The organism is Amycolatopsis sp. NPDC051716, from assembly GCF_040681595.1.
GTDB lineage: Bacteria > Actinomycetota > Actinomycetes > Mycobacteriales > Pseudonocardiaceae > Amycolatopsis.
In genome coordinates, this window is the sequence record NZ_JBFAZA010000006.1 from 291,714 (window position 1) to 315,194 (window position 23,481).

General features: G+C 71.5%; 24 protein-coding genes. 10 read left to right on the plus strand and 14 right to left on the minus strand.

What is annotated here, in order from left to right:
• Positions 1-204: 204 nt before the first annotated feature.
• From AB0M30_RS10900 to AB0M30_RS10910, 3 genes are all read right to left on the minus strand, one after another.
• Positions 205-1,485 carry an adenosylmethionine--8-amino-7-oxononanoate transaminase gene (locus AB0M30_RS10900; RefSeq protein WP_364582503.1) on the minus strand — a complete coding sequence of 427 codons (1,281 nt, stop codon included), beginning with the start codon at positions 1,483-1,485 and terminating at the stop codon, positions 205-207.
• 125 nt (positions 1,486-1,610) lie between these two features.
• A complete protein-coding gene (locus AB0M30_RS10905) occupies positions 1,611-2,822 on the minus strand; it encodes a cytochrome P450 (protein ID WP_364582506.1) in 1,212 nt (403 codons plus the stop codon).
• 23 nt (positions 2,823-2,845) lie between these two features.
• A complete protein-coding gene (locus AB0M30_RS10910; RefSeq protein WP_364582509.1) occupies positions 2,846-3,259 on the minus strand; it encodes an SRPBCC domain-containing protein in 414 nt (137 codons plus the stop codon).
• A gap of 64 nt (positions 3,260-3,323) precedes the next feature.
• Between AB0M30_RS10910 and AB0M30_RS10915 the strand changes: the two genes are divergently transcribed.
• A complete protein-coding gene (locus AB0M30_RS10915) occupies positions 3,324-3,938 on the plus strand; it encodes a uridine kinase (RefSeq protein WP_364582512.1) in 615 nt (204 codons plus the stop codon).
• Positions 3,939-3,964: 26 nt separating this feature from the next.
• Here the strand turns inward: AB0M30_RS10915 and AB0M30_RS10920 are convergent, their stop codons facing one another.
• The 4 genes from AB0M30_RS10920 to AB0M30_RS10935 form a co-directional block, all read right to left on the minus strand.
• Positions 3,965-5,122 carry a glycosyltransferase family 4 protein gene (locus AB0M30_RS10920; protein ID WP_103339843.1) on the minus strand — a complete coding sequence of 386 codons (1,158 nt, stop codon included), beginning with the start codon at positions 5,120-5,122 and terminating at the stop codon, positions 3,965-3,967.
• 84 nt (positions 5,123-5,206) lie between these two features.
• Positions 5,207-6,262, minus strand: coding sequence for an NlpC/P60 family protein (locus tag AB0M30_RS10925; RefSeq protein WP_364582515.1), 1,056 nt, complete (start codon positions 6,260-6,262; stop codon positions 5,207-5,209).
• Positions 6,263-6,705: 443 nt separating this feature from the next.
• The gene (locus AB0M30_RS10930; protein ID WP_103339845.1) at positions 6,706-6,963 is read right to left on the minus strand and encodes a hypothetical protein; all 258 of its coding nucleotides are present in this window, start codon (positions 6,961-6,963) and stop codon (positions 6,706-6,708) included.
• A 65-nt stretch (positions 6,964-7,028) separates the two neighbouring features.
• Positions 7,029-8,426 carry an NYN domain-containing protein gene (locus tag AB0M30_RS10935; protein ID WP_364582518.1) on the minus strand — a complete coding sequence of 466 codons (1,398 nt, stop codon included), beginning with the start codon at positions 8,424-8,426 and terminating at the stop codon, positions 7,029-7,031.
• Positions 8,427-8,579: 153 nt separating this feature from the next.
• Here AB0M30_RS10935 and AB0M30_RS10940 point away from each other — a divergent pair, with 153 nt between their 5' ends.
• The 4 genes from AB0M30_RS10940 (at position 8,580) to AB0M30_RS10955 (ending at position 11,440) form a co-directional block, all read left to right on the plus strand.
• Positions 8,580-10,283: a DEDD exonuclease domain-containing protein gene (locus tag AB0M30_RS10940; protein ID WP_364582521.1), complete on the plus strand. Its 1,704-nt coding sequence runs from the start codon at positions 8,580-8,582 to the stop codon at positions 10,281-10,283.
• Between the two features lie 459 nt (positions 10,284-10,742).
• Positions 10,743-10,928: a hypothetical protein gene (locus AB0M30_RS10945; RefSeq protein ID WP_364582522.1), complete on the plus strand. Its 186-nt coding sequence runs from the start codon at positions 10,743-10,745 to the stop codon at positions 10,926-10,928.
• 45 nt (positions 10,929-10,973) lie between these two features.
• Positions 10,974-11,255: an Lrp/AsnC ligand binding domain-containing protein gene (locus AB0M30_RS10950; protein ID WP_285989461.1), complete on the plus strand. Its 282-nt coding sequence runs from the start codon at positions 10,974-10,976 to the stop codon at positions 11,253-11,255.
• Positions 11,252-11,440 carry a YdeI/OmpD-associated family protein gene (locus AB0M30_RS10955; protein WP_364582524.1) on the plus strand — a complete coding sequence of 63 codons (189 nt, stop codon included), beginning with the start codon at positions 11,252-11,254 and terminating at the stop codon, positions 11,438-11,440. Before AB0M30_RS10950 ends, AB0M30_RS10955 begins: the two co-directional genes overlap by 4 nt.
• A gap of 56 nt (positions 11,441-11,496) precedes the next feature.
• On the opposite strand, the gene AB0M30_RS10960 is transcribed toward AB0M30_RS10955, so the two are convergent.
• The 4 genes from AB0M30_RS10960 to AB0M30_RS10975 all read right to left on the minus strand — a co-directional run bounded on the left by AB0M30_RS10960 (position 11,497) and on the right by AB0M30_RS10975 (position 15,843).
• Complete coding sequence (locus tag AB0M30_RS10960; RefSeq protein ID WP_364582527.1) at positions 11,497-13,179, minus strand: cytochrome bc complex cytochrome b subunit; 1,683 nt, start codon at positions 13,177-13,179, stop codon at positions 11,497-11,499.
• The gene (locus tag AB0M30_RS10965) at positions 13,176-14,342 is read right to left on the minus strand and encodes a ubiquinol-cytochrome c reductase iron-sulfur subunit (protein WP_364582530.1); all 1,167 of its coding nucleotides are present in this window, start codon (positions 14,340-14,342) and stop codon (positions 13,176-13,178) included. Before AB0M30_RS10965 ends, AB0M30_RS10960 begins: the two co-directional genes overlap by 4 nt.
• On the minus strand, positions 14,339-15,157 hold the full coding sequence (locus AB0M30_RS10970) for a c-type cytochrome (RefSeq protein WP_364582533.1): 819 nt from the start codon (positions 15,155-15,157) through the stop codon (positions 14,339-14,341). The genes AB0M30_RS10965 and AB0M30_RS10970 overlap by 4 nt, the downstream gene beginning before the upstream one ends.
• A gap of 62 nt (positions 15,158-15,219) precedes the next feature.
• Entirely contained in the window at positions 15,220-15,843 is a 624-nt protein-coding gene (locus tag AB0M30_RS10975; protein WP_364582535.1) for a heme-copper oxidase subunit III, read from the minus strand.
• A 95-nt stretch (positions 15,844-15,938) separates the two neighbouring features.
• On the opposite strand from AB0M30_RS10975, the gene AB0M30_RS10980 reads away from it, so the two are divergent.
• The 3 genes from AB0M30_RS10980 to trpD all read left to right on the plus strand — a co-directional run bounded on the left by AB0M30_RS10980 (position 15,939) and on the right by trpD (position 17,864).
• Positions 15,939-16,352: a hypothetical protein gene (locus AB0M30_RS10980; RefSeq protein WP_364582538.1), complete on the plus strand. Its 414-nt coding sequence runs from the start codon at positions 15,939-15,941 to the stop codon at positions 16,350-16,352.
• Positions 16,353-16,413: 61 nt separating this feature from the next.
• A complete protein-coding gene (locus AB0M30_RS10985) occupies positions 16,414-16,824 on the plus strand; it encodes a hypothetical protein (protein ID WP_363998388.1) in 411 nt (136 codons plus the stop codon).
• 5 nt (positions 16,825-16,829) lie between these two features.
• The gene (trpD, locus tag AB0M30_RS10990; protein ID WP_364582541.1) at positions 16,830-17,864 is read left to right on the plus strand and encodes an anthranilate phosphoribosyltransferase; all 1,035 of its coding nucleotides are present in this window, start codon (positions 16,830-16,832) and stop codon (positions 17,862-17,864) included.
• Here the strand turns inward: trpD and AB0M30_RS10995 are convergent.
• The gene (locus tag AB0M30_RS10995) at positions 17,857-18,786 is read right to left on the minus strand and encodes a DMT family transporter (protein WP_364582543.1); all 930 of its coding nucleotides are present in this window, start codon (positions 18,784-18,786) and stop codon (positions 17,857-17,859) included. The two genes, trpD and AB0M30_RS10995, sit on opposite strands and share 8 nt — an antisense overlap.
• Before the next feature lie 82 nt (positions 18,787-18,868).
• On the opposite strand from AB0M30_RS10995, the gene AB0M30_RS11000 reads away from it, so the two are divergent.
• On the plus strand, positions 18,869-19,828 hold the full coding sequence (locus AB0M30_RS11000; RefSeq protein ID WP_103342335.1) for a helix-turn-helix domain-containing protein: 960 nt from the start codon (positions 18,869-18,871) through the stop codon (positions 19,826-19,828).
• Between the two features lie 123 nt (positions 19,829-19,951).
• Here the strand turns inward: AB0M30_RS11000 and AB0M30_RS11005 are convergent, their stop codons facing one another.
• The gene (locus AB0M30_RS11005; protein WP_103342336.1) at positions 19,952-20,371 is read right to left on the minus strand and encodes a cytochrome c oxidase subunit 4; all 420 of its coding nucleotides are present in this window, start codon (positions 20,369-20,371) and stop codon (positions 19,952-19,954) included.
• 32 nt (positions 20,372-20,403) lie between these two features.
• On the minus strand, positions 20,404-21,348 hold the full coding sequence (coxB, locus tag AB0M30_RS11010; RefSeq protein WP_360182924.1) for a cytochrome c oxidase subunit II: 945 nt from the start codon (positions 21,346-21,348) through the stop codon (positions 20,404-20,406).
• 184 nt (positions 21,349-21,532) lie between these two features.
• Between coxB and asnB the strand changes: the two genes are divergently transcribed.
• Positions 21,533-23,467 (plus strand): asparagine synthase (glutamine-hydrolyzing), encoded by a 1,935-nt coding sequence (gene asnB, locus AB0M30_RS11015; protein ID WP_364582547.1) that lies wholly within the window; start codon positions 21,533-21,535, stop codon positions 23,465-23,467.
• The last annotated feature ends 14 nt before the right edge of the window (positions 23,468-23,481 follow it).

Sequence of the window (23,481 nt, forward strand, 5' to 3'; positions counted from 1 at the left end):
GGCAGGATCGCCGAAACCACGCGAAATGTCTGCTACGCAAGCATTTCTCGCGTTCGGCCGGGCACAGGATGGACCGGCGGGAGCTGTCTCGTCACACTTACCCCTCCGCCGTTCGCGTGGTTTCGATCATGCTCTGCCACGCAGCGCGACGGTGAGGCACCTTCGGGTCTCGGTGTGCCGGTGGTCACACCCGATGTGCTGAATTCAGGCCTTTTCGGCGACCGCGAGCATCGCGCGGGTGATCACGGCCAGGTCGTCGTCAGTCGAAACGTACGGCGGCATGGCGTAGACGAGGTCCCGGAACGGCCGCAGCCAAGCCCCGTGCGCGGTGACGACGTCCGTGGCGACGGCCATGTCGACGGGGTGGTCGAGCTGCAGCACGCCGATCCCGCCCAGCACCCGCACGTCGGTGACGGCGGGCAGGTCGCGCGCCGGGGCCAGGCCGTCGAGCAGGCCTTTCTCGAGCCGGGTGACGTCGGTGCGCCAGCCGCCGCCGGCCAGCAGGCCGAGGGAGGCGTTGGCGACGGCCGAGGCGAGCGGGTTGCCCATGAAGGTCGGGCCGTGCGCGAGCACGGGCAGTTCGCCGCGCGCGATGCCGGCGGCGACCTCCGGGGTGCACAGGGCGGCCGCCATGCTCAGGTAGCCCCCGGTGAGCGCCTTGCCGACGCACATGACGTCCGGCGTGACACCGGCGTGCTCGGCGGCGAACAGCACGCCGGTGCGGCCGAAGCCGGTCGCGATCTCGTCGAAGATCAGCAGCACGTCGTGCGCTTCGGTGAGTTCCCGCAGGGCGCGCAGGTAGGCGGGGTGGTGGAACCGCATCCCGCCGGCGCCCTGCACCACGGGTTCGACGATCACCGCGGCGAGTTCCTCCTCGTGCCGCTCGATTTCCGCGGCCAGGAGGTCCACATAGGACTGATCGGGCGGGGTGTCGAAGCCGGACGGCGGCGCGGGCACGAAGACCTGTTCGGGCAGCACCCCGCGCCACAGGGAGTGCATGCCGCCGTCGGGGTCGCAGACGCTCATCGGGGTGAAGGTGTCCCCGTGGTAGCCGCCGCGCCAGGTGAGCAGCCGCCGTTTCCCGGGGAGCCCGCGAGAGCGTTGGTACTGCAGGCACATCTTCGCGGCGACTTCGACCGAGACGGACCCGGAGTCGCAGAGGAAGACGTGCTCGAGGCCGTCGGGGCTGAGGTCGGCCAAGGTCTTCGCGAGGGTGATGGCGGGTTCGTGGGTGAGGCCCCCGAACATGACGTGGCTCATCCGCCCGGCTTGCGCGGTGAGGGCGGCGTCGAGCACGGGGTGCCGGTAGCCGTGGATGGCCGACCACCACGAAGACATGCCGTCGACGAGTTCCCGGCCGTCGGAGAGCTTCAGCCGGACGCCGCTCGCCTCGGTCACCAGCAGGGCCGGCACCTTCGCCGGCATCGGCGCGTAGGGGTGCCAGACGTGCTGGGCGTCCAAGGCGAGCAGGTCGGCGGAGTCCATCCGCCGACCCTACGACACCGCCTCAGCCGGGTTCCCCCGCCTCGGCGGCGGGTGGAACCGGCCGGGCCGCCCCGTCCCTCGCTCCCCCGCCCTGGCCTAACCCTCGCTCCCGGCCCGAAGCGCCCTCACAACCGGACCGGCAGCGTCTCCAACCCGTGCACCAGCGAACTCGGCCGGTAGACCAGTTCGTCCGCCTTCGCGTCCAGCGCCAGCCCCGGGAACCGCTCCAGCAGCCCGCCGAGCGCGATCTCCGCCTCCAGCCGGGCCAGCGGCGCCCCCACGCAGTAGTGGATCCCGTGCCCGAACGCCAGGTGTCCCCCGGCCGCGCGCGTGATGTCCAGCTTGTCGGGCTCCGGATACCGTTCCGCGTCGCGGTTGGCGCCCAGCAGGGAAACCAGGACGAACTCGCCCTCCGGGATCGTCACCCCGGCCACCTCCACCGGCTCCGCGGTGAACCGCAGCGTCGCCAGGTGGATCGGGCCGTCGAACCGCAGGAACTCCTCCACCGCGCCCGGCAGCAGCGCCGGCTCCGCGCGCAGCCGGGCGAGCTGCTCCGGCTCGCGCAGCAGCGCCAGCACGGCGTTCGCGATCAGGTTGACCGTGGTCTCGTGGCCCGCCACCAGCAGCAGGAACGCCATCGACACCAGCTCGGGCTCAGACAGCGAATCGCCGTCGTCGCTCGCGTGCACCAGGTCCGACAGCAGGTCTTCGGCCGGTTCGGCGCGCTTCTGGGCGATCAGGCCGGTCAGGTAGGCGAACATGCTCGCCGCCGCGGCCTGCACCGGCTCCGGCCGGACCGACGCGCTCAGCAGCGTCTTGGACCAGCCGGAAAACTCCGCGCGGTCCTCTTCGCGCACGCCCAGCAGCTCGCAGATCACCGTGATCGGCAGCGGCGCGGCGAACGACGCCACCAGGTCGGCCCGCTCCTGCCCGGCCAGCGCGTCGAGCAGCTCCGCGGTGATCTCCTCGACCCGCGGCCGCAGCCGCGACACCGTCCGCGCGGTGAACGCCTTGTTCACCAGCTTCCGCAGCCGCGTGTGGTCCGGCGGGTCCGAGTTCAGCATGTGCCAGCTCAAATCCTGCCCGAGACCGTTCTGCAGCAGCTCCGGCGGCAGCTTGCGTTCGAACACCTCGCGGATGCCCTGGCTGTTCTTCCGCAGCCGCGGATCGGCCAGCAGCGCCCGCGCCTCCGCGAACCCGGTGACCAGGTAGCACGGCAGCCCCCGCGGTGGCAGCCGCACCCGGCGGACCGGGCCGCCGCCGCGCAGCAGTTCCGCGAACAGGTGCGCGTCCTGCGCGAAGTCTTCGGCCACCTCGACGGTTTCGCCGGTCGTCATCTCAGCCCCCAGCACTCACGGCGTCAGCGTTCGGCGAGTGCCGCCACGACGCGCTCGGTCACGTCCTGCCAGTATGCCCGCTGTTGCTCGCGCTCTTCCGCGTCCGCGAGCCATTCCTGGTGGAACCGCAGCGTGGTCTTGGCTCCCGCGCCGCTCAGCCGCACCTGCACGGTCGAGTCGTGGTCCCAGTCGCTCGGCCGCCACGTGAGCCGGACGCGGTCGCCTTCGGCGAAGCCGCGGATTTCGCCGACCGTGCCGTTCGCCGTTTCGTACTCCGCGCCCGGTTCCCGGGGCAGTTCGACACCGGGGCCGAGCCAGATCGTGACGCCCTCGCGGCTGACCAGGAAGTCCCACACCACCTCGGCCGGGTACGGCAAGGTGCGCGAAACGCCGATGTTCCACCCGACATCGGCCGTCTTCCCCACTGAAGAAGTCATGTCCTCATCCTCCCACCGGGGTACGACAAAAACGCCGGGCGGCCCGGGTGGAGGATGGGAACCCGTGCGCTATCGCCCGATCTCCCCCGCCGTCCTCGCCGAAGAACTCACCGACCGCATCGACGCACTGACCTCGCCGCGGATCGCGGTGGCCGTCGACGGCGCGGCGGGCGCCACCGGCACCGCGGAACTCGCCGACGCCCTGGTCGATCCGCTGCGTCTGCGCGGCCGCGCGACGCTGCGAGTGTCGGCCCGCGACTTCCTGCGCCCCGCGTCCCTGCGCTTCGAACACGGCCGCACGAACCCCGACGCCCGCTACACGGACTGGCTCGACCTCGGCGCCCTCCGCCGCGAAGTCCTGGAGCCGCTGAAGGGTTCCGGCGAGGTCCTGCCGTCGCTGTGGGACGCCGAACGCGACCGCGCCACCCGCGCCGAACGGGTGCCGCTGCCCGAAGGCGGGGTCGTGCTCCTCGACGGTGAACTGCTACTCGGCGCCGGGCTGGCCGTCGACCTGGCCGTGCACCTGTGGCTCTCCCCAGCCGCCCTGCGCCGCCGCGTGCCGGACGTCTGGGCGATCCCGGCCTACGAGCGCTACGAGGAGGAGGTGGATCCGAGCTCGCTCGCCGACGTCGTGGTGCGCGTCGACGATCCCCGGCACCCGGCGCTCTACACGCCTTAGCGGGCCACGGCTCAGCGAACCACGGCTCAGCGGACCGCGGCCACCGGATCGCCGTCGAGCAGGCCGGACAGCCGTCGCGCCATGACGTCCCAGCGCCAGTTCGCCGTCACCCACTCCCGGCCGGCCTGGCCCATCCGGCGCGCGCGCACCGGGTCGGCCAGCAGGCTGGTCAGGGTCTCGCTCAGCTGGACGACGTCCCGGCCTTCGACGACGTGCCCGGTGACCTCGTCGAGCACCGCTTCGGGCGCCCCGCCGGAGTTGCCGGCGACCACCGGCAGCCCGGTCGCCGAGGCCTCCAGGTAGACGATCCCGAGGCCTTCGACGTCGAGGCCCTTGCCCCGGGTGCGCGCGGGCATCGCGAAGACGTCACCGGCGGTGTAGTGCGCCGGGAGCTCGGCCCACGGCACCGAGCCGGTGAGCACGACGTCGCGCTCCAGGCCCAGCTCGGTGACCAGTTCGGTGAGCTTCTTGCGGTAGGGGCCGCCGCCGACGAGCAGCAGGGCCGCGTCCGGGACGCGCTCGCGGATCGCCGGCAGCGCGCGGATCAGCTGGTCCTGGCCCTTGCGCGGGACCAGCCGCGACACGCAGACGACGGTCGGCCGGTCGCCGAGGCCGTGGCGGGCGCGGATCTCCGCGCGCGCGGCCGGATCCGGCCGGAACACCTCGGTGTCGACGCCGGAGGGCAGCAGCTCCAGCCCGGCCATCGCGCCGAACGCCGCGGCGAAGCGGGCGCGGGTGTACCGGCTGACGTAGGTGACGACGTCGGCGGTGTCGCCGATCCGCCGCAGCGCCTGCCGCGAAGCCGGGAGCATCGACCAGCCGACCTCGTGGCCGTGCGTCGACGCGACGACGCGGCGCGCCCCGGCCCGGCGCAGCGGGTGTCCCAGCAGTGCGAGCGGCGCCGCGGCACCGAACCAGACGGCTTCGCAGTCCCGCGCCCGCATGATCTGCTTCGCCCGGCGGAGCACGTCCGGCGTCGGCAGCATCAGCGACGTCGGGTGCCGGACGACCTCGAACGGCGCCTCGGCGTCGAACTCCTCGTGCGACCCCGTCCGCGACTCCCACGACGGCGCGTAGACGACCAGGTCGTCCGCCGGCAGCCGGGTGGCGAGGGAGTTCAGGTAGTTCTGGATCCCCCCGGGCCGGGGCGGGAAGTCGTTGGTCACGAGCAGGGTCTTGAGCACGCCCCAGAGGCTAGCGGGGGTCACCGACGCCGGAGGGGCGGCACCGCGTGTGCGGTACCGCCCCTCCGTGCCGCTGATCGAGGGTCACGCCGTCGGGCGGCGCGCTCCCGAGTACTGGCTCTGCAGCGGCGAGATCTTCACGACGTCACCCGTGTCGGGCGCGTGCACCATCTTGCCGTCGCCGATGTACATGCCGACGTGCGAAACCGGCGAGTAGAAGAACACGAGGTCGCCCGGCTGGAGCTGGTCCCGCGGCACCGCGGTGCCGAAGGTCGACTGCTCGCGGCTGGTCCGCGGCAGGGTGATCCCGGCCTGCCCGTAGGCCCACCGCGTCAGGCCCGAGCAGTCGAAGTTGGTCGGGCCGGTGGCCCCGTAGACGTACGCGCTGCCGAGCTTGCCCAGCGCGGCGTTGACCGCCGCCTGGGCGGCCGCGGTGGGCGCCTGGATGTTGGTGGGCGCGGCCCCGCCGGTGTCCTTCCGGGCGGCCTTGTCCTGCGTGCTGAGGCTCTTGTTGGCCACCTCGAGCTGGCCGAGCTGATCCTGCAGCGTCTTCTGCTTGGCCTTGATGTCCTCGGTCAGCTTGGCTGCCGTGTCCCGCGCGTCCTGCGCGCGCTTCGCCGCGTCGCCGGCCTTGGCGGCGGCGTCGGTGGCTTGCTGGACGGCACCGGTGAGGTTGCCCATCGCGGCGTTCTTGCCGGTCGCGATGACCTCGAGGGCCGAAGAGCGGTCGAGGAAGTCCTGCGTGGACGTGCCGGCCAGCAGCGCCGACAGCTTGTTGAGCTGGACACCGCTGGTGAACGACGCGCCGGCGAACTTGTCGACCTCGGTCTGGTACTTCTTCTGGCTTTCGGACGCCTGGGCAGCCTGCTGCTTCGCCGCGTTGACGTCGCCGGTGGCCTTGTCGAGCTCGCCCTGCTTCTTCTTCAGGTCGTCCTGAGCCGAAAGCAGGTCTTCGTTGAGCTTCTCGGCCTGCGCCGCGAGGTCGCGGTACTTGTTGAGGGCGTCGGAGCCGGTGGGCGGGGTCTGGAGAACGGGGACGGGGGCGGCGGTGGCCATCGGCTGGGCCACGGTGACGAGGGTGATCACCGAGGCCGCCGCGAGGGCACCTGAAACCACGCGCCTGAGGGAATGCGACTGCACGGTCGCGCGGGTCTCCTTTGCGTCTCGGCCGCCGAAGGGACCGGGGCACGAAGAGGTCGGGGAGTTCCTCTTCGCCGCTGTCCCGCCACCACGCGCCCGAGCCGTGCACTTTAGCCATGCACGAGCCGCAACAGGTGAAGCACGCGGTGGTGGTTCCGGTTCCCAGCTTCCCGACAAAGCTGCGTCCGGCGGCGATCCCGTGTCGCCGCCTCCACAGACGGCCGGGGGCCACGAGATCTCGGACAGGTTACGAAAAGAGCGCCACCACGTCCACCACCTCATCGCCAAAAACGCTGAGTGACGCCGCGGACCACCATCGGACCAGGGCAAGGATAAACATGTGATGGGCGTTACACGCTGGGGTTTCTCCGCGGCGCTTTTCGACTACCGACCGTTCACCGATTCAATCGACCATTCGGCGCGCCGCCACGAAACGGTGGAAATCAGGCGGTGTGCCGGATCGGTTCTTCGATCAACCGGAGGTGTGGCACCATCCCGGCCTCGGCCAGCGCGTCGACCGCGCGCCGCTCGTCGGCGTCCCACACCACGGCGGGTGGCGCGCCGAGCAGCACGCTCACGACGCAGTCGTGGCACGAGATGCCGCGCACGGCGCAGCGGTCACAATCGACCACCAGGTTCTCGATGTCCGAAACGGCGATGTGCGAGACGTCCACTTCGGACAGCTCGGGGATGCCGGTCATGTGTCCTCCTCACGTGGGAACTGCTGCTCCACACGGTAGGGGCCACCACCGACAGTTTCGGGCGGTCAAACCCGGGAGAGCCGGCTGACCAGCACCGATGACGGCGCGGGATGGGCGCCGCGGCCGCGCACGGAGTCCGCCACCGCACGGTCGGACGTCGCGACGACCATCGGCCGCCCGGCGGGCTCGGCCGCCACGAGGTTGCGGATGACGTCGTCGGCCAGCACCCCGCGGTCGGAGAACAGCACCCGCACCCCGCGGGGCACCGAGGCGGGGACGGACAGCACGCCGGCGCCGTCGAACACGACGGTGACCTCGGCGGCGGTGCGCGCGGCCAGCGCGGAGAGCTGGTGGATCAGCCGGTCGCGCTGGTCGGCGAGGGCGAGTTCCGGGTAGCCGGTCTTGGTGACGTTGTAGCCGTCGACGATCAGGTGCACGTTGGGCAGCGCGAGGTAGCGGTCCAAGGCCGTCACGTCGGCGATCTTGCCGCCCTGGCCGGTGCCGGCGCTCGCGCCGCGGACCATGTCCGCCGGGCGGGCGCCGCGCGCGCCGAGGGCGAGCTCGCGGCGCAGGCCGGTGACGGCGCCGTCGATGGTGTCGATGAGCAGGGCGAGCCGCACCTCGTCGGCCTGCCGGGCCTCGCGCGCGGATTGGCGGGCGATCTCGGCGTCGGTGACCGCGCGTTCGGCGCGGGCGCGCTCGCCGGCGACGCGCTGGCGTTCGCGCTCGAGCTGGGCGGTGAGGGCGGCGATCTCGGCGTTGCGCGCGGCGGAACCGCGTTCGGCGTCGGCGGCGGCCGCTTCGGTCGCGTCCCGGGCCTGGCGCAACTGGACGCCTTGTTCGCGAAGGCGCTTCAGGAGCTTCTCGACTTCGCCCTCGCGCTCGCCCCGGGCGTTCTCGGCGGCTTGTTTCGCCTCGGCGAGTTCGGCGCGGACCTGGGCGAGCTCGGTCTCGAGCCGCTGGGTGCGGGCGAGCGCGGCGTCGCGTTCGGCGCGCAGGGCGTTTTCCTCGGCGTTCCGGGCGACCAGCCGGACGCGCCCGGCGGCCCCGGACTCGCCGAGCAGGACGGCGGCGGCCGCCGCGGCGACGGATTCGGTGGCGTTGGGGTCGAGGGCGTCGGTGCGGTGCTCGCGCAGCCACTCGATGACGGCGGTCCGGAACTGGGAGGAGTCGCCGAGGGCCGCGAGCAGGGCGGCGCCGCCGAGCTTGGCGCGCTTGGCCGGGGCGAACTTGGCGACCGGCCGCAGCTGGCGGGGCACGTCGGTGGCGGGCAGCTTGGCGACGGCGGCCGCGGCGAGCTCGGCGATGCGGTCGCGCACCGGTTCGGGCAGCGCCGGCCAGGTGGCGGGTTCGGGATGTCCGGCCTGGTCAGCGGGCTCCTCGGCCGGCTCGGTGCGCGACGCGACACCCGAGGGACCGACGGGGTCCCCGGGTGGCTCCGGCACGAGCGGCTGCGGGTGCATTGGTCCAGGGTAGGCCCCGCCCCCGCATCCCGCCCCGCGCGCCACACGGACCGCGCCGGGGGCCGGCGCGGGCACCGCGCCGGCCACTGCACCGGGCACTGCACCGGCACTGCACCGGCAAAACTGTCGGGGGTCGCGCCTAGAGTCCCGCCCATGCGTCCGGTCCAGGCTCAGCTCGCGTTCGACGAGCTCGGAACTCCCTTGCGGGACACCACTTTCGTCGTCTTCGACCTCGAGACCACCGGGGCTCCGCCGGGTCCGTCGGTGATCACCGAGATCGGGGCGGTGAAGGTGCGCGCCGGCGAGGTGCTGGGCGAGTTCGCGACGCTGGTGAACCCGGGCTCGCCGATCCCGCCGCAGATCGTCTCATTGACCGGGATCACGCAGGCCATGGTCTACGACGCGCCGCCGATCGAGGAGGTGCTGCCGGCGTTCCTCGAGTTCATCGGGGGTGCGGTGCTGGTGGCGCACAACTCCGGCTTCGACACCTCCCACATGCGGGCGGCGTGCGAGGGGCACGGGTACGTGTGGCCGAAGCTGACGGTGGTGTGCACGGTCCGCCTGGCGCGGCGGGTGGTGCCGCGGGACGAGGTCGGGCGCTACAACCTGACGGCGCTGGCGCTGCTGTTCGGCGCGCGGACGCGGCCGACGCACCGGGCGCTGGACGACGCGCGGGCGACCGTCGACGTCCTGCACGGCCTGCTGGAGCGGGTCGGGAACGTGGGCGTGCACTCGCTCGAGGAGCTGATGGGGTACCTGCCGGAGGTGACCGTCGCCCAGCGGGCGAAACGGCACCTGGCGGCGGACCTGCCGTCGGCCCCGGGCGTCTACCTCTTCAAGGGGCCGAAGGAGGAGGTCCTGTACGTCGGCACGGCGAAGGACCTGCGGCGGCGGGTGCGGAGTTACTTCACGGGCTCGGAGAACCGCAGCCGGATCCGGGAGATGGTCGCGCTGGCCGAGCGCGTCGACCACGTCGTGTGCGCGCACGCGCTGGAGGCGGAGGTGCGGGAGCTGCGGCTGATTTCGGCGCACCGGCCCGCGTACAACCGGCGGTCGAAGAACCGGCACCAGGGCTGGTGGATCGGCTTGACGGACGAGGCGTTCCCCCGGCTGTCGGTGGTGCGGCTGCCGCGGCCGGGGGTGCTGGGCCCGTTCCGCAACCAGGCGGACGCCCGCACGACGGCGGACACCCTGGCCGGGGCGTCGGGCCTGCGGACGTGCACGCAGCGGATCTCGCCGCGGTCGGCGAACGGGACACCGTGCGTGCTGGCGGAGCTGGGGCGGTGCGGAGCGCCGTGCGCGGGACGCCAGAGCGTGGAGGCGTACAGCCCGGCGGTCGAGTCGGTGTCGGGGCTCATCGCGGGCCTGGACGGCCGTCCCCTGCACACGGCGGCCGCGCACGTGGAGCACCTGGCGGCGGGCCGGCACTTCGAGCAGGCGGCCCGCCACCGCGACGAGCTGGCGGGCCTGATCCGGGCGCTGGGCCGCGCCCACCGGCAGGGAGCCCTGGCCTCGATCGCCGAGCTGATCGCGGCGGCCCCGGACGGCGAGGGCGGCTGGGAGCTGTCGGTGATCCGCTACGGCCGCCTGGCCTCGGCCGGCGTGGCCCGCCGCGGAGTGCCGCCGATGCCGGTGGTGGAGGCACTGGTGGCCTCGGCCGAGACGGTGCTCCCGGACCCGGGCCCCCTCCACGGCGCGCCCCCGGAGGAGGTGGGGGTGCTGCTGCGCTGGCTGGCCCGCCCGGGGGTACGCCTGGTCCGCACGACCCGCCCCTGGTCCGAGCCGGCCGCGGTGGCGGGCTGGCGAGGTTGGCTGGACCTGGTGGCAAACGCACACACCCTGGAACACGCCGACTGACGCCCCCGCCTCCCCCGCGCCCCGCCTGGCCTACCCGGTCGGCCCGCGTACCCAGCCAGTCGGCCCACGTACCCAGGGAGTCGGCTGGCGTACCCGGAGGGTCGGCTGGCGTACCCGGACGGTCGGCCGGCGCACCCAGCAGGTCGGCTCGCGTACCCAGCCGGTCGCGTACCCAGCCGGTCGACTGGCGTACCCGGAGGGTTGGCCGCCGCAACCGGGAAGGCCGGTCCGTGGCCGACCATCCGCGCACGCGAACCGACCGCCCAACACGCGAACCGACCCTCCAGGCACGCAAGCCGACCGTGTGGGTACGCAAGCCGACCGCCCGGGTACGCGAGGCGACCCTCCCCGGTACGCGAGCCGACCCGCCACGCACACGAGCAGCTCGGCCGGATACGCCAGCCGACCGTCCAGGTACGGGAGGCGACCGTCCAGGTACGCGAGGCGGCCCGTCCAGGCATGGGAGGCGACCCGCCACCCCGGCGGCGTCCGGTGGACGCGGGAGACCGGCACCGCGGACGTGACGCTGGCCGGCCCGTCCAGGACCTCCTGCTCGTGCTGACCCGGCGCCTGCCCGCGGACCGCGTCACCGTCACCGGCGACGATGCACTCTCCGCGCACTGGCTGGCCCACACCGCGGCGTAGCTAGGATCGCGGGCGACACCCGCACACGAGTCTTGGAGGACCCAGGTGATCACCGCGATCGTGTTGATCCAGGTAGAGGCGGACGCGATCCCGGACGCGGCGCAGGCGATCGCCGACATCGACGGTGTCGGCGAGGTCTACTCGTGCGCCGGGGACGTCGACCTCATCGCCACCGTGAAGGTGTCCACGCACGAGGAGCTGGCCGACCTGATCCCCGGCCGGATCGGGAAGGTGCCGGGCGTGCTGGACACCGTCACGCACATCGCGTTCCGGTCCTACAGCCGCGCCGACACCGAATCGGCCTTCTCGATCGGCGTGGAGGATTGAGCGAGCTCCCCGCGGAGCTGGCCGCTGCCCTCGCGGCCGCCCCGGACGCCGTGGCGCTGTTCGAGGCGCTGCCGCCCTCCCACCGGCGTGAGTACGTCCGCTGGGTTGCCGAGGCCAAGAAGCCCGAGACGCGCGTCTCGAGGGCGGAGAAGGCCGTCTCCCGGCTCCGCGCCGGCCAGGAGTAGCCCGGAAACACCGAAGGCCCACCTCTCGCGAGGTGGGCCTTCGACGTCGGTGACGACTAGTGCTCGGAGCGCTTGGCGGCTTCGGCCGTCTCGATGCTCTCGAACTCGCCCGGTTCACCCTGGGTGATCGAGTGCCCGTTCCCGTGACCGTTGCCGTTGGCCCGCTGCAGCGCCGCGGTCTCCTCGGCCGGGTCCGGGGACCAGAACGTGCCCGGCACCGCGTGGCCGGCCGAACCCAGCTTGTTCATCTTCTTCGGCACCGACGCGCCCTGGTACTCGAGCGGGATGGCGTGCCCGTGGCTGTCCACGCCGGCCAGCGGCTGGTGGATCTCGATGAACTCACCGTGCGGCAGCCGCTTGATGATGCCCGTCTCGACGCCGTGCTCCAGCACCTCGCGGTCGGCCCGCTGCAGACCCAGGCAGAGCCGGTAGGTCAGGTAGTAGGCGACCGGCGGCACGAGGAGCACGCCGATGCGGCCCGCCCACGTCGTCGCGTTCAGGGAGATGTCGAACTGGTCGGCGATGATGTCGTTGAAGCCCGACAGCTCGATCACCATGAAGAAGCCCAGCGCCATCGCGCCCAGCGCCGTGCGGACCGGGACGTCCCGGGGCCGCTGGAGCAGGTTGTGGTGCGCGGTGTCCTTGGACAGCTTCCGCTCGAGGAACGGGTAGGCCAGCAGCAGCCCGATCAGGACCGGCATGCCGACCGCGCCGGGGAAGAACACCGCCGGGATCGTGTAGTTCCCGAGGTAGACCTCCCACGCCGGCCAGATCCGGAGCATGCCGTCGGCCCAGGCCATGTACCAGTCGGGCTGCGAGCCCGCGGACACCTGCGCCGGGTTGTACGGGCCGAAGTTCCACACCGGGTTGATCTGGAACAGGCCCGACATCAGCGCCAGCACGCCGATGACCAGCGTGAAGAACGCCCCGCCCTTCAGCGCGAAGTACGGCATGATCCGGACGCCGACGACGTTGGTCTCCTTGCGGCGCACGCCGGGGAACTGCGTGTGCTTCTGGTACCAGACCAGCGCCAGGTGCGCCCCGACCAGCGCGAGCATGATGCCCGGCAGCAGCAGGATGTGCAGCGTGTACAGGCGCGGGATGATCTGGTCGCCGGGGAACTCCCCGCCGAACAGCGCCCAGTGGATCCAGGTGCCGGCCACCGGCACCGAGAGCACGATGCCCGACAGCGTCGCGCGGATACCGGTACCGGACAGCAGGTCGTCCGGGAGCGAGTAGCCGAAGAAGCCTTCGAAGCACCCCAGGATCAGCAGCAGGCCGCCGATCACCCAGTTCGCCTCACGCGGCCGCCGGAACGCGCCGGTGAAGAAGATCCGGAGCATGTGGACGGCCATGGACGCGACGAAGATCAGCGCGGCCCAGTGGTGCAGCTGGCGCATGAACAGGCCGCCGCGGACGTCGAACGAGATGTCCAGCGTCGTGCGGAACGCCTGCGACATCTCCAGGCCCTGCATGTTCTTGAAGCTGCCGTGGTAGACGACCTCCTGCATGGAGGGGTCGAAGAACAGCGTCAGGTACACACCGGTGAGCAGCAGGATGATGAAGCTGTAGAGCGCGATCTCGCCCAGCAGGAACGACCAGTGGGTCGGGAACACCTTGTTCAGCTGGTGCCGCAGGCCCTTGGCCAGGTGGTACCGCTGGTCGGCGTTGTTCGCGGCGTCGCCCAGCGCCTTCTCGACCGGGCTCGACCCCTTGGTCGGCGTGGTGAGTGAACTCATGACTTACGCTCCCAAAAGGCCGGACCGATGGCCTCGTTGAAATCGCCTCGCGCGATCAAGTATCCCTCTTCGTCCACCGTGATCGGTAGCTGGGCCAGCGGACGGGTCGCCGGGCCGAAGATCGGCTTGGCGTAGTGGAGCGCGTCGAACTGCGACTGGTGGCACGGGCACAGGATCCGGTTGGTCCGCTGCTCGTACAGGGAGGTCGGGCAGCCGACGTGGCTGCAGATCTTCGTGTACGCGTAGTAGTCGCCGAAGTTGTAGTCCTCCTGGCCGGCCCGCTTGACCACCTTGGCGGCGTCGGTCGAGCGCAGGCGGATCAGCATGACCGGGTTGTCGACGCGGGTCAGCGCCTTGGCCAGCGCCTCCGCGTCGTTCCGCTCGGACTCGCGGAACGGGAACACCGTCTCCATCGCGCCCGCGTCGAGGTCCTCGGCCTTGACCAGGGAGATCTCGGTCTCCTTGCCGTGCTCCACCTCGACCGGCTTGCCGGTGTTGCGGCGCAGGTAGACCTTCTCACCGGGGAAGTTCGGCTGCCAGCCGGTGTGCCACAGCGAATCCCGGGTCTCGGTGTTCTTCCAGGGGTCCTTGATGAAGGACGCGATCGGCAGCGCCGCGGCCGCGAGACCGAGCGCACCCGCCCCGGCGATCGCCGAGCGCTTGACCAGCGACCGGCGGGCGATGGTGCTGCGGCTCCCGGCGTCGGCCAGGTGCGCGAGGATCGTCGCGCGGTCGACCTCGGGCGACCCTTCGCCGCCCGAGTCGCTGCGCTGCTGCACCGCGACCTCGGCGGGCACGAACTTCTTCGTGTACAGGATCACGCCGATGCCCAGGCCGAGGATGGCCAGGCCGAGCGTGAGGCCGAGCATCGGGGTGTAGAGGCTGTACCAGAAGTGGCCGCTCTCGTTGTCCGGCGCCTCGTACTGCCACGGCCACCAGATCAGCGAAACGACGAACCCGATCCCGGCCAGCGCGGACAGGCCGAACCAGAACGCGACCAGGCGCTCGGCCCGCTTCTCCGCGCGGGTGCCCTCCACGGGCCACGGAGTCGGGTACTCGACGATCTCGACGCCGTCGAGCGCACCGCCCAGCTTCACCAGCTGGTCACGGTCCATCTCAGCCAGCTCCGCCTCCGACGGCGGCTTCGGCCCCTCGGCACTCATGCCTTCGATCCAATCCACAACGTCACGCCGATCAGCGCGGCGATCCCGACGATGAAGGCGATGACGCCCTCCGAAGCGGGGCCGACCCCGCCGAGGCCGTTACCACCCGGGTTGTTGTTGCCGTCCGACACCGACTTCACGTAGGCGACGATGTCCTTCTTCTCCTCCGGCGACAGCTGCCGGTCGGAGAACTTCGGCATGTTCTGCGGGCCGGTGAGCATGGCCGTGTAGATCTGCTCTTCGCTCGCCGGGTCCAGGTTCGGCGCGTACTTGCCGGCGGACAGCGCGCCACCGCGGCCGGTGAAGTTGTGGCACGACGCGCAGTTGAGGCGGAACAGTTCGCCACCGCGGGCCGGGTCGTCGCCGCGCAGGGCCTCGCCCTTCTCGGCGGGACGCTGGACGCCGCCGCCATGCGCCTGGATGTAGGCGCCGACGGCGTCGATCTCGGCCTCGGTCAGCTTCGGCGGCTTCCGCTCGATCTGCGCCTCCTGGCGCGCGGCGGGCATCCGGCCCGAAGAAGTCTGGAAGTACACCGCGGCGTCGCCGATGCCGATCAGGCTCGGCCCGCGGTCCTGCACGCCCTCGAGGTTCGCGCCGTGGCAGGCGATGCAGGTGTTGTTGTAGACCTGCTCGCCGAGGCGCAGCTGCGCCGGCGTGCCCTGGGCCTGCGCGGTCTGCGGCTCCGGGGCGAACACGGCGTACAGGGCGCCGGCGCCCACCAGCGCGATGCCGAGCGCGAGCAGGCCGGCGAACCGCCTCCGCAGCTTCGACCGCGCGCGGTAGCGGCGCTCCGAGGATTTCGTGCTGGTGGTCATCTTGCGGCAACCCTTGCTGTCAGTTCAGGCCGATGGTGAAGGTGGTGGCGGCTGAGGCGGACCTACGGAAGGAGGTAGATCACACCGAAGAGGCCGACCCACACGATGTCGACGAAGTGCCAGTAGTAGGACACGACGATCGCCGACGTGGCCTGGGCGGGCGTGAACTTGCTCAGTTTCGTGCGGATGAGCAGGTACACGAAGGCGATGAGCCCGCCGATGACGTGCAGGCCGTGGAAACCGGTCGCGAGGTAGAAGACCGTGCCGAACGGGCCGGACGGGATCGTCATCCCCTCTTCGACCAGGTTGTGGTACTCGTTGGCCTGGCCACCGACGAAGATCGCGCCCATGATCAACGTGATGATGTACCAGCGGCGCAGCCCGTAGACGTCGCCGCGCTCGGCGGCGAACACGCCGAACTGGCAGGTCAGCGAGGACAGCACGAGGATCACCGTGAACGGGATCGCGTACGCCACGTTGAGCTTGAACTCCTCGCCGTGCAGCGGCGGCGGCCACTGGCCGGACGAGTTCTGCGCCTTGACGGTGAAGAACATCGCGAACAGTCCGGCGAAGAACATCAGCTCGCTGGACAGCCACACGATGGTGCCGACACTGACCATGTTCGGCCGGTTCAGCGAGTGGACCCGCTGACTGATGGTGGGAGCTGCCGTTGTCACGCGTCGCATTATGTCCTCTCGCACCGCCGCTCCGCCGGGTGGGTCCACGGCGAGCCGTCTGCGTAACCGATCACACCGGATGCCCGGGAAGGTGAGAGCTACTCATGGGTTTACTCGACCGCCTGCTTGACCTGGTCAAGAAGCGGGAAACGCCCGGTCTGAGCGCCGGCGCGCCCGGCCTGAAGATCGTCGCCGAGGCCTTCGACCCGGTCGTCGCGGACTCCGCCGTCCTCGCCGGTTCACCCGCCTGGGTCAGCACGGCACCGGCCGTCCTGCGGCACCACCTGCTGCTCCCGCCGGACCGGCTCGCCGAGGCCGCGGCGATCCTCGCCCAGGACGGCTACGAGCTGCGGGAACAGTCCCCGTCGGCGGATCCGGCGCGCGTGCTCGCGGTCCGGGTGCAGGTGCTGGACGCCCTGCACTGCGCCCAGGAACGGTCCCGGATGGCGGGCCTGGCGCAGCGGCTGGGCGGCGACGCGCTGGGCTGGGACGCGCTCCAGCCGGAGGCGCCCGCGTGATGTCCGTCTCGGCCGATACGATCGCGGGAGACGTGCGGTGACGAGTATGGAGGCGTGCCTGATGGGCGAGCGGTCGATGCGGGTCCTGGTGTTCAGCCACAAGGCGGAGGTGCGCGAGGCGATCGTGAACGCGGTCGGCCGGCGGCCCGCCGCCGATCTGGCGCGCGTGGACTACGTCGAGGCGGCCGGCATCGCCGATGTGCTGTCCGAGGTGGACGCGGGGAACGTCGACCTGGCGATCCTCGACGGCGAGGCGCAGCCGACCGGCGGCATCGGCCTCTGCCGCCAGCTCAAGAACGAAATCACCGACTGTCCCCCGATCGTGGTCGCCGTGCGGCGCCGGGACGACCGGTGGCTGGCGACGTGGTCGCAGGCGGACGCCGTGCTGGTGCACCCGCTGGACCCGCTGACCGCCGCGGAGACCGTCGCCGACGTGCTGCGCGCGCGACGGGTCCCCGTCGTGAACGGCTGAGCCCGGTGACCACGCCGGTCCCCCGCACCTGGCCACCCCTGCTCAAGCAGCTCGTCGCGGGCGTCGACCTCTCCGCGGAGGACACGGCGTGGGCGATGGACCAGATCATGAGCGGCGCGGCGAGCCCGGCCCGGATCGCCGGGTTCGCGGTGGCGCTGCGCGCCAAGGGCGAGACGCCCGAGGAGATCGCCGGCATGGCGGCCACGATGCTGGCGCACGCCCGGCGGGTCGAGCTGGACCGCCCGGCGGTCGACATCGTCGGTACCGGCGGCGACGGCTCCAACTCGGTGAACATCTCCACGATGGCGACGATCGTCACGGCGGCGGCGGGCGCGCCGGTGGCCAAGCACGGCAACCGCAGCGCGTCGTCGAAGTCCGGCGCGGCGGACGTCCTCGAAGCGCTCGGCGTCCGGATCAGCCTGCCGCCGGAAGACGTCCAGCGCAGCCTCGCCGAGGTCGGCATCGGGTTCTTCCTGGCTTCGGCGTTCCACCCGGCGCTGCGCCACGCCGGCCCGGTGCGCAGCGAGCTCGGCATCCCGACGACGTTCAACCTGCTCGGCCCGCTGACGAACCCGGCCCAGCCCGGTGCCGCGCTGATCGGCTGCGCGTACGCCGACAAGACGCGGGTGCTGGCGGAGACGTTCGCCCGCCGCGGCACCCGCGCCCTGGTGGTCCGCGGCGACGACGGCCTCGACGAGATCACCACGACGACGACGTCGACCGTGTGGGTGGTTTCGGACGGCGAGGTCACCGAGCGCAGCTTCGACCCGGCTTCCGTGGGCATCGCCCGGGCGACGGCGGACGACCTGCGCGGCGGCGACGCGGCGGCGAACGCCGAGGTGGTCCGCGACCTGGTGGGCGGCAAGCCGGGCCCGGTCCGCGACGCCGTCCTGATCAACGCGGCCGCCGCGTTGACCGCCTTCACGGGCTTCTCGGCGTCCCTGGAAGACGACCTCCGCGCGGGGCTGACCCGGGCGGCCGAGGCGATCGATTCGGGCGCCGCGGCCGCGCTGCTGGACCGCTGGATCGCCTTCAGCTGAGCCGTTGGGGGGCGACCGGTCCGGCCACCGCACCGGACGCCTCCTCCGGCGTGGCCGCGGGCTTGCGGCCGCGCTGGGGCGCCAGCGCCGCGGCCAGGACCGCGAGCATGCCCAGCGCCTCCGGCCAGGTCGGGCGGTGGCCGTAGAAGGCGATGTCGACCAGGACCGCGACCACCGGGTAGACGTAGGACAGCAGCGCCACCTTCGTGGTCGGCAGCTTGCCGATGCTCGCGTAGATCAGCACGTACATCAGGGCCGTGTGCACCGTGCCCAGCAGCACCAGCCAGAGCAGCCCCGAAGTCGTCGACGGCAGCGGCGTGATCAGCAGCGCGGGCGCCAGCACCAGCGCGCCCACGGTCGTCTGCACGGCGGCTAGGAGGTGCGGGCGGATGTGCTTCAGCTGCTTCGCGATGAAGGACGCGCCGGCGTAGAGGAACGCCGCGCCGAGGGCCAGGGCGATCCCGGCGAGCTGGACGGGCTTGCCGTCCTCGCCGTGAGCGGAGAGTGAGATCAACGCCACGCCGCCGAACGCGATGGCGGCCCGGGCCAGGTGGCTCTTGGCGACCTTCTCACCGAGGAAGGCCGCCGCCAGGCCGACCAGGATCAGCGGCTGGGTGTGGTAGACGACCGTGCTGACCGAGATCGACGACAGCGCGTACGAGGCGAACAGCAGCACCCAGTTGCCGACCAGGAACAGCCCGCCCAGCACGGCGAGGCCGAGGTCGCGGCGCGACGGCCGCCAGGCCTGCAGCCAGCCGCGGGAGAGGCACCAGAGCACGAGCAGGGCGCCGCCGACGAAGCAGCGGGCGAAGGCCACGGCGGGGGCGGCCGCGCCGCTCTCGAGGACGACGGCGCCGATCGTGCCCGACATCGCCATCGCCGCGGACCACTGGAGCAGCGGGCGGGTTTCCGAATTCGTCATGCGCCCAGGTTCGCCGTCCGCGGACCGGCCAACCAGTGTCAGAGATGACAATGACCGCAAAACTTGTGACACACTGGCCGCCATGGACGTCAACCGGGTCGCCGTGGTGCTCGCCGACCACGTTTCGCCGTTCGAGCTGGGCGTCGCGTGCGAGGTGTTCGGCACCGACCGCAGCGCCGACGGCATCGAGGGCTGGGACTTCGGCGTCTGCTCCCCCGGTGGCGCCCCGGTCGGGAGCTGGTCCGGCTTCGGGCTGTCCGGCCTGCGGGACCTGGACTTCGCGGCGTCGGCGGACCTGCTGATCGTGCCGACGTGCGCGCCCCGGACCGCACCGCCGCCCGAACCGGTGCTGGACGTCCTGCGCGACGCGGCCGGGCGGGGCGCGTGGGTGGCGGGGTTCTGCGCGGGCGTGTTCTCGCTGGGGTACGCGGGCTTGCTCGACGGCCGCCGCTGCACGGTCCACTGGGTGTACGAGGCGGAGTTCCGGCGGCGGTTCCCGGCCGCCGAGGTGGATCCGCAGGCGCTTTACGCCGACGACGGCGGCATCCTGACCAGCGCGGGCACGGTCGCGGCGGTCGACCTGTGCCTGCACCTGGTCCGGCGGCTGCGCGGGGTCGCCGCGGCCACGACGCTGGCCCGGCGGATGGTGGCGGCACCGCACCGCGCGGGCGGCCAGGCGCAGTTCGTCCAGGCGCCCGTCCCGGCGACGGCGGCGGGTGACGACGCCGTGGTCGCGGAAGCCCTGGAGTGGGTGGAGCGGCGGCTGGACCAGCCGTTCACGGTGGCGGAGCTGGCCCGGCGCAGCGGCTTGGGCGAGCGGACGTTCCTGCGCCGCTTCTCGGCGGCGACGGGCACCACCCCGCACCGCTGGCTGACCGAACGGCGGCTGGACCGCGCCCAGGCCCTGCTGGAGGAGGGCGGCCTGTCGGTGGAGGACATCGCGACGGCGTGCGGGTACGCGTCGGCCGCGGCGCTGCGGCACCAGTTCAGCCGCCTGCGGGGAACGAGCCCGTCGTCCTACCGGACGGCGTTCCGGGGCTGAGCACCCTGCCGCACCGGTCGTGAGTGGCAAGGCGGGTTCTAACCCGCCTTACCACTCACGAGAGCTGCGGCAGACACGAAAACGGCCGCCACGCGGGTGCGTGACGGCCGGCTTCGGAAAGGCTCAGTCGTGCGACGGGCCCGTGTGGTACTCGAACACCAGGCCACCGATCGTGATGAGCAGCGCGACCAGCGCGATGACCAGCAGCCAGATGTGGAAGAACGCCAGCGCCAGGGCAGCGAGCGCCGCGGTGGCCGCCATGCCGATCGGCCAGTAGCTGCCCGGGCTGAAGAAGCCCAGCTCGCCCGCGCCGTCGCTGATTTCGGCGTCCTCGCGGTCTTCCGGGCGCGGTTCGATGCGGCGGGCGACGAACTGCATGTAGCTGCCGGCCAGGAACGCGAGACCGCCGGTGAGGAACAGCGCGACGATGCCCACCGGCTCGGCACCGTGGGTCGCGGCCAGCGCGGTCCACACCCAGTAGACCCCCGCCATGAACACGGCGAAGATCGCCACGATGAAGAAGATGCGGGCTTCGACCTTCATGGTCTTCCTCTACTCCTGTTGTTCCTGGGAGATCAGTTGGACGCGGTCCGCGCCGTGCGGTCGGTGTTGAACGGCTGGGTGGTCACCGCGTGCGGGGTGCACAGCTCGCCACAGTTCATCTTCGCCAGCGCTTCGGCCGCGGTGAACGCCTGGCCCGTCGCCGGGTTCACCTGCTTGCGCAGCGAGATGTACTGGTCGAACTTGTCCGCCGAGAGCGCGCGGACCTCGAAGTTCATCACCGAGTGGTAGGTACCGCACAGTTCCGCGCACCGGCCGACGAAGGAGCCTTCGCGGTCGATCTTGTTCTGGAAGGAACTGTCCTGGTTGTTCTTCTCGGGGTTCGGGAAGACGTCCCGCTTGAAGTGGAACTCCGGCACCCAGAAGGAGTGGATGACGTCCGTGGAGACCAGGTCGTACTGGATGGTCTTGCCGACCGGCAGCACCAGCAGCGGGATCTCGCCGGACGAGCCGACGGTGCTGACCTGGCCGCTGCCGTCGGGCCTCGCCGCGTTGGCGTCCTCGTACTTGAACTCCCAGTTCCACTGGAAGGCCACGACCTGGACCTTGACGTCCGGGTTGGGGATCTTGTCGAGGACCTTCGATTCCGTCGTCGCGGTGAAGAAGAACAGGACGCAGACCATGATCGTCGGGACGACGACCGTGAACAGCTCCAGCGGGATGTTGTACTGGAACTGCCGGGGCAGCTCCTCCGGCTCGCCGTCGGCGGTCTTCTTCTTGCGGTGGAACGTCGCGGTCCAGAAGATCAGCGCCCACACGATGACGCCGACGACCAGCGCGGCCACCACGGCCCAGGTCCACAGCGTGCGCATCTGGTTCGCCTGCTCGGTGACACCGACCGGCCAGCCGAACCGCAGGATCTCGTCGCCGGAGCAGCCCGTCGCGGTCAGCGCGACCAGCACGGCCAGCGCGGCGATCCGCACGGTCCGCTTCCCCAGGGTGCGCTCGGGTTGTCCCACTGCGCCTCGCCCTTTCACCCAGAGCCTCCTACGACCGATCTTCGTGACAGGCGGAGCCTAGCCGAGTTGGCGCGCTCCGCTGACCAAGGGGTAACCATCGACGCGCGTGGTACTCGCCACGGCGGCCCCGGCATACTGGGCACCTTCCCAGCCCGAAGAAGACCCTAAAGGTGTGTGAGTACCCGTGTGCGGCCTGCTTGGACTGATCTGCGCGACCGAGACCGGCGCGGCGAACGCGCGTGACGCCGTCGGCGCGGCCATGCGCTGCCAGCGCCACCGCGGCCCGGACGAGCAGGACACCTGGGCCGACGCCGAGGTCGTCTACGGCTTCAACCGGCTCGCTTTCATCGACGTCGAGCACGCGCACCAGCCGCTGGTGTGGGGCCCGCCCGAGGCGCCGGGCCGCTACACGATGAACTTCAACGGGGAGATCTACAACTACCTGGAGCTGCGGGCGGAGCTCGCCGAGAAGCACGGCGCGAAGTTCGAGACCGAGGGTGACGGCGAGGCCATCGTCGCCGGCTTCCACTACCTCGGCGCGGACTGGGTGAAGCGCCTGCGCGGGATGTTCGCCTTCATGATCTGGGACTCCCAGGAGAAGCGCGTCTTCGGCGCCCGCGACCCGTTCGGCATCAAGCCGCTGTTCTACTCGGCCGGCCCCGGCGGGGTGGCGTTCTCCAGCGAGAAGAAGAGCCTGCTGGAGCTGTCGGACGTCCTCGGCGTCGCGCAGGAGCTGGACCGGAAGGCCCTGCAGCACTACCTGGTCCTGCAGTACGTGCCCGAGCCCGAGTCGCTGCACACCGCGATCCGCCGCGTCGAGTCCGGCACCTCGTTCGAGGTCGTGCCCGGCGGTGAGGTGAAGTTCACCCGCTACTTCCACCCGCAGTTCAGCGCGAAGCCGGTCACCACGCAAGCCGAAGCCGAAGAGCTGCACCAGCGCATCGCCGACGTGATGCGCGACTCGGTCGGCAAGCACATGATCTCCGACCCCGACGTCACCGTCGGCGCGTTCCTGTCCGGCGGCATCGACTCCACCGCCACCGCCACGCTGGCCAAGGAGCACAACCCGAACCTGATCGCGTTCACCACCGGGTTCGAGCGCGAGGGCTACTCCGAGGTGGACGTCGCCGCCGAGTCGGCCGCCGCGATCGGCGTGAAGCACGTGGTCCGCACGGTGTCGGCGGACGAGATGATGGAGGCGCTGCCGCTCATCGTCTGGTACCTCGACGACCCGGTGGCCGACCCCGCGCTGGTCCCGCTGTGGTTCATCGCCCGCGAGGCCCGCAAGCACGTCAAGGCGGTGCTGTCCGGCGAGGGCGCGGACGAGCTGTTCGGCGGCTACACGATCTACAACGAGCCGATTTCGCTGGCGCCGTTCGAAAAGATCCCCGGCGGCATGCGGAAGCTCATCGGCAAGGTGTCGACGAAGATCCCCGAGGGCACCCGCGGCAAGGACCTGCTGCGCCGCGGCGCGCTCCCGCTCGAGGACCGCTACTACGGCAACGCCCGCAACTTCCGCGACGACCAGCTGCGCAACGTCCTGCGCACGTACCAGGAAGGCGTGGGCTTCAAGGACGTCACGGCGCCCTGGTACGACGTCTCGCGCGGCTGGGACCCGGTGGCCCGCATGCAGCACGTCGACCTCTACACGTGGCTGCGCGGCGACATCCTGGTCAAGGCGGACAAGGTGACCATGGCGAACTCGCTGGAACTGCGGGTGCCGTTCCTCGACGCCGAGGTGTTCAAGGTCGCGGCGTCGATCCCGCTGGACCAGAAGCTCGCCCACGGGACGACGAAGTACGCGCTGCGCCAGGCGCTGGCGAAGATCATCCCGGCGCACGTGCTCAACCGCCGCAAGCTCGGCTTCCCGGTCCCGATCCGGCTGTGGCTGCGCAACGAGATGTACGACTGGGCGAAGGGCATCATCACCGACTCGAAGACCGAGGAGCTGCTGGACAAGAAGGCGATCCTGGCGCTGCTGGAGGAGCACAAGGCGGGCCAGCTGGACCGCAGCCGCCAGCTGTGGGCGCTGATCGTGTTCATGCTGTGGCACGGGATCTTCGTCGAGCACCGGATCAAGCCCGAGATCCCGGAGCCGGTGTACCCGGTCAAGCTCTGACGCTCTTCACGGCG